This is a genomic window from Streptomyces racemochromogenes, from assembly GCF_039535215.1.
Classification (GTDB): Bacteria; Actinomycetota; Actinomycetes; order Streptomycetales; family Streptomycetaceae; genus Streptomyces; species Streptomyces racemochromogenes.
The window spans coordinates 2,800,961-2,818,153 of sequence record NZ_BAAAWT010000001.1; the positions used below are offsets into that span (position 1 = coordinate 2,800,961).

Annotated in this window: 10 protein-coding genes; 6 read left to right on the forward strand and 4 right to left on the reverse strand. The window is 69.1% G+C overall.

Annotation, left to right across the window (positions count from 1 at the left end):
- Position 1: 1 nt before the first annotated feature.
- Positions 2–472 carry a 30S ribosomal protein S7 gene (rpsG, locus tag ABD973_RS12775; protein ID WP_007265894.1) on the reverse strand — a complete coding sequence of 157 codons (471 nt, stop codon included), beginning with the start codon at positions 470–472 and terminating at the stop codon, positions 2–4.
- 2 nt (positions 473–474) lie between these two features.
- Complete coding sequence (gene rpsL / locus ABD973_RS12780) at positions 475–846, reverse strand: 30S ribosomal protein S12 (protein ID WP_007265893.1); 372 nt, start codon at positions 844–846, stop codon at positions 475–477.
- A gap of 401 nt (positions 847–1,247) precedes the next feature.
- On the opposite strand from rpsL, the gene ABD973_RS12785 reads away from it, so the two are divergent.
- The 6 genes from ABD973_RS12785 to ABD973_RS12810 all read left to right on the forward strand — a co-directional run bounded on the left by ABD973_RS12785 (position 1,248) and on the right by ABD973_RS12810 (position 9,520).
- Positions 1,248–3,731 (forward strand): YfhO family protein, encoded by a 2,484-nt coding sequence (locus ABD973_RS12785; RefSeq protein WP_345500131.1) that lies wholly within the window; start codon positions 1,248–1,250, stop codon positions 3,729–3,731.
- A gap of 60 nt (positions 3,732–3,791) precedes the next feature.
- A complete protein-coding gene (locus ABD973_RS12790; protein ID WP_345500132.1) occupies positions 3,792–4,499 on the forward strand; it encodes a Crp/Fnr family transcriptional regulator in 708 nt (235 codons plus the stop codon).
- A 108-nt stretch (positions 4,500–4,607) separates the two neighbouring features.
- Entirely contained in the window at positions 4,608–5,381 is a 774-nt protein-coding gene (locus tag ABD973_RS12795; RefSeq protein ID WP_345500133.1) for a hypothetical protein, read from the forward strand.
- On the forward strand, positions 5,378–7,507 hold the full coding sequence (locus tag ABD973_RS12800; RefSeq protein ID WP_345500134.1) for a hypothetical protein: 2,130 nt from the start codon (positions 5,378–5,380) through the stop codon (positions 7,505–7,507). The genes ABD973_RS12795 and ABD973_RS12800 overlap by 4 nt, the downstream gene beginning before the upstream one ends.
- Before the next feature lie 16 nt (positions 7,508–7,523).
- The gene (locus ABD973_RS12805) at positions 7,524–8,555 is read left to right on the forward strand and encodes a hypothetical protein (RefSeq protein WP_345500135.1); all 1,032 of its coding nucleotides are present in this window, start codon (positions 7,524–7,526) and stop codon (positions 8,553–8,555) included.
- A 2-nt stretch (positions 8,556–8,557) separates the two neighbouring features.
- A complete protein-coding gene (locus ABD973_RS12810; RefSeq protein ID WP_345500136.1) occupies positions 8,558–9,520 on the forward strand; it encodes a M48 family metalloprotease in 963 nt (320 codons plus the stop codon).
- A 61-nt stretch (positions 9,521–9,581) separates the two neighbouring features.
- Here the strand turns inward: ABD973_RS12810 and ABD973_RS12815 are convergent, their stop codons facing one another.
- A complete protein-coding gene (locus ABD973_RS12815) occupies positions 9,582–13,481 on the reverse strand; it encodes a DNA-directed RNA polymerase subunit beta' (RefSeq protein ID WP_007265891.1) in 3,900 nt (1,299 codons plus the stop codon).
- Between the two features lie 96 nt (positions 13,482–13,577).
- Entirely contained in the window at positions 13,578–17,060 is a 3,483-nt protein-coding gene (gene rpoB, locus ABD973_RS12820) for a DNA-directed RNA polymerase subunit beta (protein WP_125597059.1), read from the reverse strand.
- Positions 17,061–17,193 lie beyond the last annotated feature (133 nt).

Genomic DNA, 17,193 nt, shown 5'->3' on the forward strand with positions numbered 1-17,193 from the left:
ACTACCAGCGGTAGTGCGCGAAGGCCTTGTTGGACTCGGCCATCTTGTGCGTGTCCTCGCGCTTCTTGACGGCAGCGCCAAGACCGTTGGAGGCGTCGAGCAGCTCGTTCATGAGGCGCTCGGTCATGGTCTTCTCACGACGGGCGCGGGAGTAACCCACGAGCCAGCGGAGGGCCAGGGTCGACTGGCGACCCGGCTTGACCTCGACGGGGACCTGGTAGGTCGCGCCACCGACACGGCGGGACTTGACCTCGAGGGACGGCTTCACGTTCTCCAGCGCGCGCTTCAGCGTGATGACCGGGTCGTTGCCGGTCTTCTCGCGGAGGCCTTCCATGGCGCCGTAGACGATGCGCTCGGCGGTGGAGCGCTTGCCGTTCAGCAGGATCTTGTTGATGAGCGAGGTCACCAGAGGAGATGCGTAGACCGGGTCGATGATGACCGGGCGCTTCGGGGCGGGGCCCTTACGAGGCATTCTTACTTCTCCTTCTTGGCGCCGTAGCGGCTGCGGGCCTGCTTGCGGTTCTTGACAGCCTGGGTGTCAAGCGCACCGCGGATGATCTTGTAACGAACACCCGGCAGGTCCTTCACACGGCCACCACGCACGAGCACGATCGAGTGCTCCTGCAGGTTGTGTCCCTCACCCGGAATGTAAGCGGTGACCTCGATGCCGGAGGTCAGACGCACACGCGCGACCTTACGGAGCGCCGAGTTCGGCTTCTTCGGGGTGGTCGTGAACACACGCGTGCAGACGCCGCGACGCTGGGGCGAGGCCTCGAGCGCGGGGGTCTTTGTCTTCTCGACCTTGTCCTGCCGGCCCTTGCGGACCAGCTGCTGGATCGTAGGCACTACTTCTCCGGTTTCTGTGTGCCGTGTAGTGAAGCTAACCTGGAACTTTGCCGACCCACGCGGTCGGGTGTGTCGGATCCGGCGGACCTCCCCGCACATGCGGAAAGACGCGTGGATCGCGGTGGCCGTTGACGCTCGCGTGCGGTTGATGGACACGCACGGGAGCCCAGGCACACCCCAGGCACAAGGTCTGAGCGTACCCACCGCATCCACTCCGGTCAAAACATAAGCCGCCCCGCCACCGCCGCGACGACCGCACAGCTCAGGCGCCGCACGGGCGGGACGGCCCGGGAAGGGCCGGGCGCGCGGACCGCGCACCGGCGTGGTAGGGAGGGCGAACTACACTGCCCAGCGAATCCCAGCGAGTCAGTCCAAAACGTACGAGCGCCAGGAGCAGGACATTGGGGACGGTCACACCGCAGCCGACGACGGCGGAGAACCCGCCCCCCGACGGCGGCCGAACCCCCACGTCACGGCGGCGCGCCGCCCTCTCCCGGCTGTACGGGCCCCTGCTCGCCTTCCTCGTCACCTCGGGCGCCTTCTGCGCGGCCTGGGCGGCCCGGGGCACCTTCCCCTTCGGGAACAAGGGCCGGGCCATCAACGACCAGGCCAACCAGTACGTCCCGTTCCACCGCGCCCTGTGGGACCTGGTCCACGGCCAGGCCGCCGGCGACGTGCTGTTCACCTGGCGGGGAGGCTTCGGACAACAGTTCCTGTCCGACTACTACACCTACCTGGGCAACCCCTTCTCCTGGCTGGCCGTCCTCGTGCCCCGCGACCACGTCGACCTGGCCGTCTTCGTGATCACCCCGGTCACCATGGGCACCGCGGCCGCGGTGATGACGGTCTACCTGGGCAAGCTGCACCCCGGCCCGTGGTGGCAGCGCGGGGTCCTCGGCGCCTGCTACGGCCTGTGCGGCTGGGCCCTCAGCGACGCCTCGTACATCCCGATGTGGCTCTGGGGCCTGGTGGCCCTCCCGCTGCTCGGCATCGCCGTCGAGTGGTGCCTGGAGGGGCGCCGCTGGCCGGGGGTGGCGCTGCTGGTCGCCCTCGCCTGGTTCGGGAACTTCTACACCGCCATGATGGCCACGATGGCCGCCTGCGTCCTGCTGGCCGTCCGCCTGGTCACCCTGGACCTGACCGGCGCCCAGCGCCTGCGCGCCCTGTGGCGCGCGGCGACCGCCGCCGCCACCGGCATCCTGCTGACCCTCCCCCTCCTGCTGCCGTCGTTCCTGTCCAGCGGGGCGGCCCAGCCCACCAAGGCCGGAGCCTTCGACCCGGTCCGCATCGAGATCTTCCTGTCCGGCATGCTCCCGGCCACGCACCTGTGGGGCGGCCGTCCGCGCCTGTACGTGGCCTCGCTGGGCCTGATCCTGGCGGGCGGCTTCCTGCTCAACACCCGCATCGCGGCCCGCACCCGCCTGACGTGGGCGGCGGCCACCCTCCTCGTCCTGGTCTCCTTCCAGTTCCCCCCGACGCAGTACGTGTGGCACGGCCTGGCGGTGCCGAACGGCAACCCGTACCGCGAGGCGTTCGTGTTCAGCGGGATGGTCGTCGTCCTGGCCTGGCTCGCCCTGGCCAACCGCCCGCGCCCCCTCCACCTGGCCCTGTCGGCCGGCCTGCTCCTGCTGGCCACCTTCCTCCTGCGCCACACGAACGACTTCGGCGGCTGGACCTGGCCGGCCGTGCTCGCGGGCGGCGCCGCGTCCCTGCTGGCCCTGCTCCTGCTCACCCAGGCGGACCGGCACCGGGCCCTCCTCCCCCTGGCCGCCCTCCTCATGACCGGCGTGGTCTTCGCCGAATCGACCGTCGCCGCGGCCAACGCGGACGCCCGCCGCTCCCGCGAGCGCTGGGCGGCCCCCGTCCCGACCTCGAACCGCTCCATCACGAACCACTACGAAGCGGTCCGCAGCGTGGACGGCTGGCCCGCCTACCGGACGGACTCGGGCGCGCCGCAGACCTCGTACAACGACGCCCTCGCCCTGCGGGCGGAGGGCCCGCAGTACTACAGCAGCTACCTCCCGGAAGCCACCTACAAGGCCCTGGAACCGCTGGGCTACGGCTTCAAGAACGACGGCCGGACCTTCTTCGGCGCCGACAACCCGGTGCTCGACGCGATCTTCTCCATCGGCGCCCGCGTCCGCCCGGGCACGGAGCCGAACACCTGGACGGCGACGAAGCAGCCGGCCCCGCCCCTGGTCACCCTCCGCACCACCACCTACACCTCGCCCAACCCCGCGGACTCGGTCTACGCCCACCAGGAGAACGTCCTGGGCGCGACGGTGTACGAGGTCCCGCGGACCACCCGCACGGGCACCCCCACCACCCAGACGTACGCCGCCCGGTGCACCCCCGGCTCCCAGGCCTACTGGTACTCCCCCGCCCTGTACGGCACCCTCCGCACGCCGGACTCCACCCGCCCCCTGGAGGACCGCATGACGGGCGTCGTCCCCCTGGGCCCGGTCCCCGCCTCGGGCGAGGTCACCGCGACGGTGGAGACCCGCACGGAGAACGCCACCGCCGGCCCGACCCCCATCGGCTGCCTGGACCGCACCGCCCTGGAGACCGCCGTCAGCACCCTGAAGTCGACCGGCGCCACCTCGGTCCGCACCGGCGGCCACACCCTGGAGGCCACCCTCCCCCCGAACACCACCGGCACCGCCGTCCTCGCGGTGACGAACGTCCCCGGCTGGCAGTGCTCGGCCCCGATCCGCGACTTCCACGGCCTCCTCTCCCTCCCGGTCACCCCGACCACCCGCACCCTCTCCTGCACCTTCACCCCCAAGGGCCTCTCCCCGGGCCTCGCAGCCGCCGCCCTGGCCCTCCTCACCCTGACCTCGGTCACGACGGCCGGTCACCTGAGGCGCCGCCGCCAAATCCGCTGATCCCCCGCCGCGCCTTCCCGGTGGCCAGTACATTGACCGCCCGCGATTGATGGGGGGCCAATGGATCCGGCATACCTTCCGGGCGACGGTGGACTGGACGACCGCGTCCCGTTCCTGGCCCGTCTGGAGAACGAGGACAGTACGGCGTTACGCAAGCTGGGTCGCGAGCTGCACTTCGGGCCGCGCACTCCCCTGATCCAGCAGCACGAGCCCTCGACGCACGTCCTGCTCATCCTCACGGGCTGGACCAAGGTCACCGCCTCGGCGGCCACGGGCTATCAAGCCCTGCTGGCGCTGCGCGGCCCCGGAGACATCGTCGGTGAATCCGCCGCCGTCACCGGCCGCCCCCGGTCGGCGACCGTCACGGCGCTCGAGCGGGTCCGGGCGCTGGCCATCGACCACCGCGCCTTCCGCGAGTTCCTGATCCGATGCCCTTCCGTCGCCTTCACCCTGATCGGGCTGAGCGCCGACCGCACCCGCGCGGCCGACCAGCGCCAGTTGGCGCACGCCTCGATGAGCGTGCGTGAACGTCTCGCGACCCTGCTGCTCGACCTGTCCCGCACGCACGGCCGCGCCACCGGGGCCGGGGTCGAGATCGCCGTGCCGCTGACCAAGCAGGAGCTGGCCGGCGCCGTCGGCGCGTCGCGCGAGATGGTGCAGCGGCAGCTCAAGGACTTCCGGGACCGGGGGGTCGTCTCCACCGGACGCCGCACGGTGGTGATCGTCCAGCCGCACGTCCTGCGCCGGATCGGCCATCTCGACACCTGACCGGTCAGTGCACACCGTCACACTCGCAGTGCGTCTTCTGCCCTCACGCCGCGTCCCGCCCCACCCCCAACCTGGTGCGGCACCGGCACTCGACCGTGAGAGGCAGACATGACACACCCGCTCAACCGCACCCTGCTCCTGCTCGACATCGAAAAGTTCAGCGACCGCGATGACGTGGAGCAGGCGTACCTGCGCCGCATGCTCTACGACGTCGTCGAACGCGTCCTGCAGACGGCCGGCATCGACCAGACCCTCCACCTGCGCGCCGACCGGGGTGACGGGGTGCTGGTGATGATCGACGCGAACGCCTCGCTGCCCCTCCTGCTGCGGGTCCTGCTCACCGAGGCTCCGGCCCAGCTGAGGGAGGTCAACCGCATGGCGTCGAGCGCGGCCCAGATCAGGCTGCGCGCTGTGGTGGCCACCGGCTTCGTCACCGTCGACGCCATCGACGGCTGGGTCGGCACCGACCTCAACCAGGCCTGCCGCCTCCTGGACGCCGACACCCTGCGCGCCGCGCTGCGCGAGGAGAACTCGGACATCGCCCTGTGCGTGTCCGAGTCCGTCCACACGGGGATCGTCCGCCACGATCACAAGGGCATTCCGGCGGACTCCTTCCATCCCATCACCGTGGACAGCAAGAACGGTCCGCTGAAGGCCTGGCTCCACGGACCGCTGCCCGCGGGGGCCGCCACCGAAGCGCCCACGCGGGACACCCCGCCTGTGCAACAGCAGGAGCGGGAGCCCGCCGACAGCGGCGGCTCGGTCGAATTCCACGGTACGAACAGCGGGGTGGTCGCGGGCCGGATCGACGGGCCGATGATTCAGGGCGGAGTGATCAACGGGGGCGTCACCTTCCACGGGGCCCCGGGTGACCGGCGATGACCGCCCCGGCCGAGACGGCCGAACCCACGGCGGACCCGGCCAAGCCGGCCGACCCCGGTGAGCAGGACGGCACCGATCAGGGCCCAGAGGAGAGGGCCGCTCAGCAGCAGGAGGAAGCCCCGCCCCAACGGGCCTGGGACACCCTGCGTGACATCGGCCTCCACGCCCCGGCCTCAGCCCGGTTCACCGGCAGGAACAGCGGTGTCGTCGCGGGGGAGATCAACGGCAACGTCACCAAGACCGAGCACCACTACTACGGGGCCTCCAGCCCCAGCCGGACCTCCGGGGAGATCCCGGCCGAGGAGCTGGACCGGCTGGCCTTGACCTTCGTCTCCGAGGGCACCCCCTTCGAGGAGCTCCTGGAGCGGCTTCGTGAGCAGCGGGTCCTGGTGCTGACCGGCGTCCCCTACACGGGTCGCCGTACCGCCGCCCTGATGCTGCTGCGGCGGGCGGGAGCCACCCCCGTGCACGCCATCGACCGCGGAACCGCTCACGGCTCGCTGCCCGACCAGCTCACGAAAGGCGGGGCATCGGGGTACGTGCTGTGCGACCTGGTGACCTCCCCCGACAAGCCGCTCCGCGAGACGCACCTGCTCTCGCTCCGCGACCGCCTGCTGGAACACGGCGGCCACCTCGTGATCACGACCGGTCTGCGGCCCTGGATCGAGGACGACGTCCGCCGGTGGGCCTGGACCGCCCCGGAAACCGAAGCCCTGCTGCGTTCCCACTTGGAGCGGGAGGTCGGCGAGGCCGCTGCGAAGAGGCTGCTGGAGCTCGCCGAGGTGCGCGAGTTCCTGCCCCGCGCCCATCAGCCGCGCGAGGTGGTGGCGTACGTCCGCCAGCTCCTTCGCTTCTTCTCGGGAGAAGTCCGGGAGGACGCTCTGCGGCAAAAGTCCGCGGAGCTGCTGGACGAGCAGGTGCGGAGGTGGTTCGAGGCCGACGACAACACGCTCCACCTGCGGGAGAAGGCGTTCCTCATCGCGCTCGCCGCGTTCGACGCCGGTCCGTACGCCCTCACGGCCGAGCTCAGCGACCTGCTCTTCCAGCGGCTCCAGGCAACCGTCAACGCGAGCCTGCCCAAGGCCGTCCCCGTCTTCGGCACCCACATCGTCAACCGCCTGAGGACGGCCCGGGCCAAGCCCTACCCCGACCGGGAAATGACCGAGTGGGGTCCCGTGGAGCAGCTCAAGGCCGAGTTCCTGGACAGCCGCACCGCCTTCGTCCTGCTGCGCGAAGTGTGGACGGGCCACCCCTCGGCCCGTCCCGCCCTGGTCGCCTGGCTCGGGGAGCTCATCGTCGACGGCCGCCCCTTCGTCCGCACCCGGGCCGCGGCCACAGTGGGGGCGCTCGCCTTCACGGACCTGCCGTCCGCGATGGCCCTGGTCATCGGCCCCTGGGCGCTGTCACGCAACCCCCTGCAGCGGGTCGGGGCGGTGAGCGCCCTGACCCTGGCCCATCGGGTGGGTGCTCCGAACATCCTGCGGATCACGGACAGCTGGACCGCCGACAGCGACCCGAGGCTCTCCTGGGTGGGCATCCGGGTCCAGGGCCTGCTGGGCGTCGAACGCCCCCGGCAGGCGCTCGCCGCGCTCCGCGTGCAGGCTCGCAAGCAGTACGACCCTGACGAGCCCGGGCCCTTGGAGAACGAACTCGCGCAGTCGGTCGAGCTGCTGCTGCTCTCCGGCGAAGCCGAAGACGTCCTCTCCGAGGTCCTGCGGACCCTGGACGACCACCGCTCGGTGTTCCGGATCTCCGTCGCCGGGTTCCTCGGCGCCTGCCGGCACACCGCGGACGAGGCAGCCGACCTGCCGCTCGTCCTGCACACGTACAGGCGGGCCCGCCTCGACGGAACATCCGCGGCCCACGGCATCCCCAGGCTGTGGAGGGCCGCCCTGGGTGACCCCGCGTTCACCACCGAAGCTCTGGAGGTCCTGCGCGGCTGGGTCCTGGCTGCCGACAGGTGCGAGGCCACCTCCTGGGCCCTCGCCGACCTGCTGCCGAAGCTGGCCGACGGCGCGACCGCCGAACAGCGCATCCAGCACCTCCTGCGGACGGTACGCGGGGACGACGGCGGCCCGCGCCCGGCAGCCGCCGACGATCTCCTCCTGGCACTGCACCGGCCCTGATCCCAAGGAGACCTTCATGTCCCCGGCACACTTCGACTGGTTACAGACCGCCGATCGGCACACCGAGCTCATCGACCCGGTGATCAGCGTCCGTCAGCTCGCCCGGCTGGACCTTCGGCGCAAGCGCCTGGCCCGCTTCGACCACTGCCTCGTCTACGCCACCCAACGGGGCGAATACGTGCTCTTCCGCCCACCCCACCGACCCAGAGCCACCAGCCGCTACCGGGCCGTCTACGAGGTGGACCTGGCCATCCACCCCGTGCGTACCGAGCTGGTCCTGCCCAGCTCGAACGACGCCCTGGAATTCCAAGCCGAGGTGGAGCTGCGCTGGCACGTGCTCGATCCGGTCATGTTCGTCGGCAGCGGCATCCGTGACGTACCGCGAATGCTGCGGAACGAGCTGGAACAGCACGCCCGCGGTGTCACCCGGCGCCATGCCCTCACCGGGAGTGCGGCTGCCGAAGCCGAGCTGCTGGCCGAGTCCGCCCGCTGGCCCGTGCTGGGTGCGTCCGCCGGCCTGGAGACGGCCTGGACCCTGCGTCTGCGCCGCAACCAGCAGGCGATCGACCACGAGCTCCACCTGCAGGACATCGAGCACCAGGCGAGTGCGAAGGTCCTCGGCGAGGTGCTCGGGCAGCAGGAGGACGCCGCGAGCGAGACCCGCAGGGCAGCCCTGCTACGGCTCCAGACTCAGAAGATCGGCCTGTACGAGGAGTACCTGGAGCAGGGAGGAGCACGGGCCTGGGCCTGGTACCTGAGCCAGCACCCGGAGGCCACCAAGGAGGTCATGGACCACCTCCGGGACGATCAGAGGCAGCTGGTCGAAACGCAGCTGGAGCTGGTGACCAAGCTCTTCGACTCGGCGGAGGCCGAAACCCACGAGCTGGCCGAACCTCGACGGCACGCCTTCCGCGCCCTGAGCGAGGTCCTCACCCAGCGGCTTCCGGGCAGCTCCGCGGATGCCGGAGCCGAGGCCGTCGACACGCCGTCCTCGAAGGATCTGCCGCCCGGTTACGGCCGGACCCCTGTCGACCCGGACAAGAGGTGAGCATGTCCAAGGATGCCGAGCCCCTCGACGATCTCGAATACCGGCACGCCCCCGGTACCCGCGTCCACTACTGGGCCCGCCACCGTGTCACGGACCTCGCCGCCGTCGCCAGGCTCGTCCTCCACCTGCCGGGCATCCTCTTCAGCTTGGTCCTCGTCCTGCTACTGGCACGGGGCCTGCAGTACGTCACCGGCGTCCCGTACGGCATACCGACGGGGCTCTGGCTGGCTGCGGCCGGAGTGCTCGCGTTCCACCGGCCCACCGAGGCCCTGCTCGCCCGCTATCTGCTCCGGCTGGGTCACCCCGTACCGCAGGAGGCCGCCCTGCTGGGACCCGTATGGCGTGAGGTGACGGCCCGCGCCGGTGTGGACGGCACCCGCTACCAACTCTGGGTCGAGGAGAGCGACGAACTGAACGCGTCAGCGGCGGGCGGCCACCTCGTGATCGTCACCAGGCATTCGCTGGAGACCCTGCCGACCTCCCAGCTCGCTGCCGTTCTGGCCCACGAGCTGGGGCACCACGCGGGCGGCCACGCGTGGACGCGAATGCTGAGCTGGTGGTACGCACTGCCCGGCAGGCTCGTCTGGAAGGCGCTGGTCGGCCTCGTACGCATGGTGCCGCGGGGCAGGAGACGGACGGCTCCGACCACCCTGCTGGTGCCCGCGGCCCTCGTCGGGTGGCTCACGTACCGGACCGTGCCCCACTCCCTCGGGCTCGGCCTGCTGCTGTTGGCCCTTGCCGCGCTGGTCACCGTGCCCCTGCTGATCGCAGCCGCCGGCCGACGCGCGGAACTGCGGGCCGATCGCCATGCCGCGGCGCTGGGATTCGGCCCCCCGCTCGCCGAAGTCCTGATGTCGGAACCACAGGAGGACGAGCGGGGCCTCCTGCGACTCCTTCTCTCCTCGCACCCGCCGCCCCGCACCCGCCTCCACCACCTCCAGCGCCACCTGGAGCTCCAGGGCTAGGAACGCCGCAGGGCGGCCACCCTCTCGGGTGACCGCCCTGCGGTTACTGCTCGTGTCCGACTCAGCCGTTGTACGGGCCGTAGTCGTAGTCCTCCAGCGGGACGGCCTGGCCGGAGCCGGTGCCGAAGGGCGAGTAGTCGATGTCGTCGTAGCCGACGGCCGAGTACATCGCGGCCTTGGCCTCCTCGGTCGGCTCGACCCGGATGTTGCGGTAGCGGGACAGGCCCGTACCGGCCGGGATGAGCTTACCGATGATGACGTTCTCCTTGAGGCCGATGAGGCTGTCGGACTTGGCGTTGATCGCCGCGTCCGTCAGGACTCGGGTCGTCTCCTGGAAGGAGGCGGCCGACAGCCAGGATTCCGTCGCCAGCGAGGCCTTGGTGATACCCATCAGCTGCGGACGGCCGGAGGCGGGGTGACCGCCCTCGGTGACCACGCGACGGTTCTCGGTCTCGAACTTCGAGCGCTCGACGAGCTCGCCCGGCAGGAGCTCCGCGTCGCCGGACTCGATGATCGTCACGCGGCGCAGCATCTGCCGGATGATGATCTCGATGTGCTTGTCGTGGATCGACACGCCCTGCGAGTTGTAGACCTTCTGGACTTCGCCGACCAGGTGGACCTGGACGGCACGCTGGCCGAGGATGCGCAGCACGTCGTGCGGGTTGGTGGCACCCATGGTGAGCTTCTGGCCCACCTCGACGTGGTCGCCCTCGTGCACGATGACCTTGGCGCGCTTGGAGATCGGGAAGGCCGTCTCCTCGCTGCCGTCGTCGGGCGTGATGACGATCTTCTTCGTCTTCTCGGTCTCCTCGATCCGCACGCGGCCGGCGGCCTCGGAGATCGGGGCGACACCCTTCGGGGTACGGGCCTCGAAGAGCTCGACGACACGCGGCAGACCCTGCGTGATGTCGTCACCGGCCACACCACCGGTGTGGAAGGTACGCATCGTCAGCTGGGTACCGGGCTCACCGATGGACTGGGCGGCGATGATGCCGACCGCCTCGCCGATGTCGACGAGCTTGCCGGTGGCCAGCGAGCGGCCGTAGCAGAAGGCACAGGTGCCGACCGCGGACTCGCAGGTCAGGACCGAGCGGGTCTTGACCTCCTCGACGCCGTTCGCGATGAGGGCGTCGATGAGCACGTCGCCGAGGTCCACGTTCGCCGGCGCGATGACCTTGCCGTCGATGACGACGTCCTCGGCCAGCATGCGGGCGTACACGGAGGTCTCGACGTCGTCCGCCTTGCGCAGGACACCGGTCTCGTCCTTGACACCGATCTTGAGCTTGAGGCCGCGCTCGGTGCCGCAGTCCTCCTCGCGGATGATGACGTCCTGCGAGACGTCCACCAGACGACGGGTGAGGTAACCCGAGTCGGCGGTACGCAGGGCGGTGTCCGCCAGACCCTTACGGGCACCGTGCGTGGAGATGAAGTACTCCAGAACGGTGAGGCCCTCACGGAAGGACGCCTTGATCGGACGCGGGATGGTCTCGTTCTTCGCGTTCGACACCAGACCACGCATACCGGCGATCTGTCGCATCTGCATCATGTTTCCTCGGGCACCCGAGTCAACCATCATGAAGATGGGGTTCGTCTTGGGGAAGTTCGCGTTCATCGCCTCGGCAACCTCGTTGGTCGCCTTGGTCCAGATCGCGATGAGCTCCTGCGTGCGCTCGTCCTTGGTGATCAGACCGCGCTCGTACTGCTTCTGGACCTTCTCGTCCTGAGCCTCGTAACCCGCGACGATGGCCTTCTTGGCCTCGGGCACGACGACGTCGGAGATGGCCACGGTGACGCCCGAACGGGTCGCCCAGTGGAAGCCGGCCGCCTTCAGGTTGTCGAGCGTCGCCGCCACGATGACCTTGGGGTAGCGCTCCGCCAGGTCGTTGACGATCTCGGAGAGCTGCTTCTTGCCCACCGAGTAGTCGACGAACGGGTAGTCCTCGGGCAGCAGCTCGTTGAAGAGCGCGCGACCCAGGGTCGTCTTCAGACGGAAGCTGTCGCCCGGCTGGAACTCCTGCTCGCCCTCTTCGGCGACCGGCGGCACCCAGCCGCGCGGCGGGATGGTGCCCACCGGGAAGCGGATGTCGACGGACGACTGCAGCGCGAGCTCGCCGGCGTCGAACGCCATGATCGCCTCGGCGGTCGAGCCGAACGCGCGGCCCTCGCCCTTGACGTCACGGAGCTCACCGTCGGTGGTCAGGAAGAACAGACCCAGGACCATGTCCTGCGTCGGCATCGTGACCGGACGGCCGTCGGCCGGCTTGAGGATGTTGTTCGAGGACAGCATCAGGATGCGGGCCTCGGCCTGCGCCTCCGCGGAGAGCGGCAGGTGCACGGCCATCTGGTCACCGTCGAAGTCCGCGTTGAACGCGGTGCAGACGAGCGGGTGGATCTGGATGGCCTTGCCTTCGACCAGCTGGGGCTCGAAGGCCTGGATGCCGAGGCGGTGCAGCGTGGGCGCACGGTTCAGCAGCACCGGGTGCTCGGCGATGACCTCTTCGAGCACGTCGTACACGACCGTGCGGCCGCGCTCGACCATGCGCTTCGCGCTCTTGATGTTCTGCGCGTGGTTCAGGTCGACCAGGCGCTTCATCACGAACGGCTTGAAGAGCTCCAGCGCCATGGCCTTGGGCAGACCACACTGGTGCAGCTTCAGCTGCGGACCGACGACGATCACGGAACGCGCGGAGTAGTCCACGCGCTTGCCGAGAAGGTTCTGACGGAATCGACCCTGCTTGCCCTTCAGCATGTCGCTGAGGGACTTCAGCGGGCGGTTGCCGGGGCCCGTCACCGGGCGGCCGCGACGACCGTTGTCGAAGAGCGCGTCCACGGCCTCCTGGAGCATGCGCTTCTCGTTGTTCACGATGATCTCGGGGGCACCGAGGTCGAGAAGGCGCTTCAGGCGGTTGTTGCGGTTGATCACGCGGCGGTACAGGTCGTTCAGGTCGGAGGTCGCGAAGCGGCCACCGTCCAGCTGCACCATCGGACGCAGGTCCGGCGGGATGACCGGGACGCAGTCCAGGACCATGCCCTTGGGGCTGTTGCTGGTCTGCAGGAACGCGGAGACGACCTTGAGGCGCTTGAGCGCACGGGTCTTCTTCTGGCCCTTGCCGGTACGGATGATCTCGCGGAGGCGCTCGGCCTCCTCCTCCAGGTCGAAGGACTCCAGGCGCTTCTGCAGCGCCGCGGCACCCATCGAGCCGTCGAAGTACGTGCCGAAGCGGTCACGCAGCTCGCGGTAGAGGAGCTCGTCGCCCTCCAGGTCCTGGACCTTGAGGTTCTTGAAGCGGTTCCACACCTCGTCGAGGCGGTCGATCTCGCGCTGGGCGCGGTCGCGGAGCTGCTTCATCTCGCGCTCGGCGCCTTCGCGCACCTTGCGGCGCACGTCGGCCTTGGCGCCCTCGGCCTCCAGCTCGGCCAGGTCGCTCTCGAGCTTCTTGGCACGGCCTTCGAGGTCCGCGTCACGGCGGTTCTCGATCTGCTGGCGCTCGACGGAGACGTGGGCCTCCAGCGACGGCAGGTCGCGCTGACGGCGCTCGTCGTCGACGAACGTGATCATGTACGCGGCGAAGTAGATGACCTTCTCGAGGTCCTTCGGCGCGAGGTCCAGCAGGTAGCCCAGGCGCGACGGGACGCCCTTGAAGTACCAGATGTGGGTGACGGGAGCGGCGAGCTCGATGTGGCCCATCCGCTCACGGCGCACCTTGGCGCGCGTGACCTCGACGCCACAGCGCTCACAGATGATGCCCTTGAAGCGGACACGCTTGTACTTGCCGCAGTAGCACTCCCAGTCCCGGGTAGGACCGAAGATCTTCTCGCAGAAGAGTCCGTCCTTCTCGGGCTTGAGGGTGCGGTAGTTGATGGTCTCCGGCTTCTTGACCTCGCCGTGCGACCAGGTTCGGATGTCGTCCGCGGTGGCAAGGCCGATCCGCAGCTCGTCGAAGAAGTTGACGTCGAGCACTGTGCGTCAATCCCTCTTTCGGGGTCGAGTCTCAATCATGGTCTGAACGGTCCCGGGGACGGCCGGGGGATCACTGGGATCCCCCGGCCAGGCCCGTCAGACCTCTTCGACGCTGCTCGGCTCGCGCCGGGACAGGTCGATACCGAGCTCCTCCGCCGCGCGGAAGACGTCCTCGTCGGTGTCGCGCATCTCGATGGACATGCCGTCCGAGGACAGCACCTCCACGTTGAGGCAGAGCGACTGCATTTCCTTGATGAGCACCTTGAAGGACTCGGGAATGCCCGGCTCGGGGATGTTCTCGCCCTTGACGATGGCCTCGTAGACCTTCACGCGGCCGGTCACGTCGTCGGACTTGATCGTCAGGAGTTCCTGGAGCGCGTAGGCGGCGCCGTATGCCTCGAGCGCCCACACCTCCATCTCACCGAAGCGCTGACCACCGAACTGCGCCTTACCACCCAGCGGCTGCTGCGTGATCATCGAGTACGGACCGGTCGAACGGGCGTGGAGCTTGTCGTCGACCAGGTGGTGCAGCTTGAGGATGTACATGTACCCGACCGAGATCGGGTCCGGGAACGGCTCGCCGGAGCGGCCGTCGAACAGACGCGCCTTACCGGTCGGGAGCACCATGCGCTCGCCGTCGCGGTTCGGGATCGTGTGCTGGAGCAGGCCGGCCAGCTCGTCCTCACGCGCACCGTCGAAGACGGGGGTGGCGACGTTGGTGCCGGGGGCGACCTGGTCGGCGCCGATCGCCTGGAGGCGCTGCGCCCACTCGTCCGCGAGGCCGGAGACGTCCCAGCCGCGGCTGGCGAGCCAGCCGAGGTGGATCTCCAGGACCTGTCCCGGGTTCATTCGGGACGGGACACCCAGCGGGTTCAGGATGATGTCGACCGGAGTTCCGTCCTCGAGGAACGGCATGTCCTCGATCGGAAGGATCTTCGAGATAACACCCTTGTTGCCGTGACGGCCGGCGAGCTTGTCACCGTCGGTGATCTTGCGCTTCTGGGCGACGTAGACGCGGACCAGCTGGTTCACGCCCGGGGGAAGCTCGTCGCCCTCCTCGCGGTCGAAGACGCGGACGCCGATGACCTTGCCGATCTCACCGTGAGGAACCTTGAGCGAGGTGTCACGCACCTCGCGGGCCTTCTCACCGAAGATCGCGCGGAGCAGGCGCTCCTCGGGGGTCAGCTCGGTCTCACCCTTGGGCGTGACCTTGCCGACGAGGATGTCGCCGGCGACGACGTCCGCACCGATGCGGATGATGCCGCGCTCGTCGAGGTCGGCGAGGACCTCCTCGGAGACGTTCGGGATGTCCCGGGTGATCTCCTCGGGGCCCAGCTTGGTGTCACGGGCGTCGACCTCGTGCTCCTCGATGTGGATCGAGGAGAGGACGTCGTCCTGCACGAGGCGCTGCGACAGGATGATCGCGTCCTCGTAGTTGTGGCCTTCCCACGGCATGAACGCGACGAGCAGGTTCTTGCCGAGGGCCATCTCGCCCTCTTCGGTCGCCGGGCCGTCGGCGAGGACCTGCGACTCGACGATGCGGTCGCCCTCGTTGACGATCACCTTCTGGTTGACCGAGGTGCCCTGGTTCGAGCGGGAGAACTTGGCGACGCGGTACGTGGTGTACGTGCCGTCGTCGTTGGCGACGGTGATGTAGTCGGCCGAGACCTCCTGGACGACACCGTCCTTCTCCGCCTTGATCGAGTCGCCGGCGTCGACCGCGCAGCGGTACTCCATGCCGGTGCCGACGAGCGGGGCCTCCGCCTTGATGAGCGGAACGGCCTGGCGCATCATGTTCGCGCCCATGAGGGCACGGTTGGCGTCGTCGTGCTCGAGGAAGGGGATCATCGCGGTGGCGACGGACACCATCTGGCGCGGCGAGACGTCCATGTAGTCCACGTCCGACGGCTCGACGTAGTCGACCTCGCCGCCGCGCTTGCGGACCAGGACGCGGTTCTCGGTGAAGCGCAGCTCGTCGTCCAGGCGGGCGTTCGCCTGGGCGATGACGAAGCGGTCTTCCTCGTCGGCGGTGACGTAGTCGACCTCGTCGGTGACGGCGCCGTCGACGACCTTGCGGTACGGGGTCTCGATGAAACCGAACGCGTTGACGCGGCCGTAGGACGCGAGCGAGCCGATCAGACCGATGTTCGGGCCTTCGGGGGTCTCGATCGGACACATGCGGCCGTAGTGCGACGGGTGCACGTCGCGGACCTCGAAGCCGGCCCGCTCACGGGAGAGACCGCCGGGACCCAGCGCCGAGAGGCGACGCTTGTGCGTCAGACCCGACAGCGGGTTGTTCTGGTCCATGAACTGCGACAGCTGGCTGGTGCCGAAGAACTCCTTGATGGAGGCGACGACCGGCCGGATGTTGATCAGGGTCTGCGGCGTGATCGCCTCGACGTCCTGGGTGGTCATGCGCTCGCGCACGACGCGCTCCATACGAGCCAGACCCGTGCGGACCTGGTTCTGGATGAGCTCGCCGACGTTGCGCAGACGACGGTTGCCGAAGTGGTCGATGTCGTCGGTCTCGACGACGATCGAACGGCCCGACTCACCGATGGTCTCGGTCTCGCCCGCATGGAGCTTCACGAGGTACTTGATGGTCGCGATGATGTCGTCGGTGGTGAGCACACCGGCGTCGAGCGGCTCGTCGGCGCCGAGCTTCTTGTTCACCTTGTAGCGGCCGACCTTGGCGAGGTCGTAGCGCTTCGGGTTGAAGTAGAGGTTCTCGAGCAGCGTCTGAGCGGCCTCGCGGGTCGGCGGCTCGCCCGGGCGCAGCTTGCGGTAGATGTCGAGCAGCGCGTCGTCCTGGCCCTGGGTGTGGTCCTTCTCCAGGGTGGCGCGCATGGACTCGTACTCGCCGAACTCCTCGAGGATCTGCTCGGTGGTCCAGCCGAGGGCCTTGAGGAGGACGGTGACGGACTGCTTGCGCTTGCGGTCGATGCGGACGCCGACCATGTCGCGCTTGTCGACCTCCATCTCCAGCCAGGCACCCCGGGACGGGATGATCTTGGCGGAGAAGATGTCCTTGTCGGACGTCTTGTCGATGGAGGAGTCGAAGTAGACACCCGGGGAACGGACGAGCTGCGACACGACGACGCGCTCGGTGCCGTTGATGACGAAGGTGCCCTTGTTGGTCATGAGCGGGAAGTCGCCCATGAAGACCGTCTGAGACTTGATCTCACCGGTCTCGTTGTTCGTGAACTCGGCCGTGACGAAGAGCGGCGCCGCGTACGTGAAGTCGCGCTCCTTGCACTCGTCGACGGAGTTCTTCGCCGGCTCGAACCGGTGGTCGCGGAACGTCAGCGACATCGACCCGGAGAAGTCCTCGATCGGCGAGATCTCCTCGAAGATCTCTTCCAGACCGGACTTGGTGGGGACGTCCTGTCCACTCTCAAGCGCCGACTCGACGCGGGACTTCCAGGCGGCGTTGCCGAGCAGCCAGTCAAAGCTCTCGGTCTGCAGCGCCAGGAGGTTCGGAACCTCGAGGGGCTCCTTGATCTTTGCAAAGGAGATGCGCAGCGGGGCGGTGCTGGCACCGTTGTTCGTATTGGTCGAGGCGTTGCGCGAGGCGGCCAAGAGGGGGTCCTTCCGAGGGCTCGGACTCACTACGCGCGTACCGGTCCCAGCCGACACAGAAGACAAGGTGCTCCCGATCTGGCGAAAAGACCAGGTCAGAGGCGGTCAGTCAGATGTGCTCGAGCGTGGGCAT

Coding starts and splice junctions, on each gene's coding strand:
- rpsG (WP_007265894.1), bottom strand. CDS start 472: ATGCCTCGTAAGGGCCCCGCCCCGAAGCGCCCGGTCATCATCGACCCG.
- ABD973_RS12790 (WP_345500132.1), top strand. CDS start 3,792: ATGGATCCGGCATACCTTCCGGGCGACGGTGGACTGGACGACCGCGTC.
- ABD973_RS12795 (WP_345500133.1), top strand. CDS start 4,608: ATGACACACCCGCTCAACCGCACCCTGCTCCTGCTCGACATCGAAAAG.
- ABD973_RS12800 (WP_345500134.1), top strand. CDS start 5,378: ATGACCGCCCCGGCCGAGACGGCCGAACCCACGGCGGACCCGGCCAAG.
- ABD973_RS12805 (WP_345500135.1), top strand. CDS start 7,524: ATGTCCCCGGCACACTTCGACTGGTTACAGACCGCCGATCGGCACACC.
- ABD973_RS12810 (WP_345500136.1), top strand. CDS start 8,558: ATGTCCAAGGATGCCGAGCCCCTCGACGATCTCGAATACCGGCACGCC.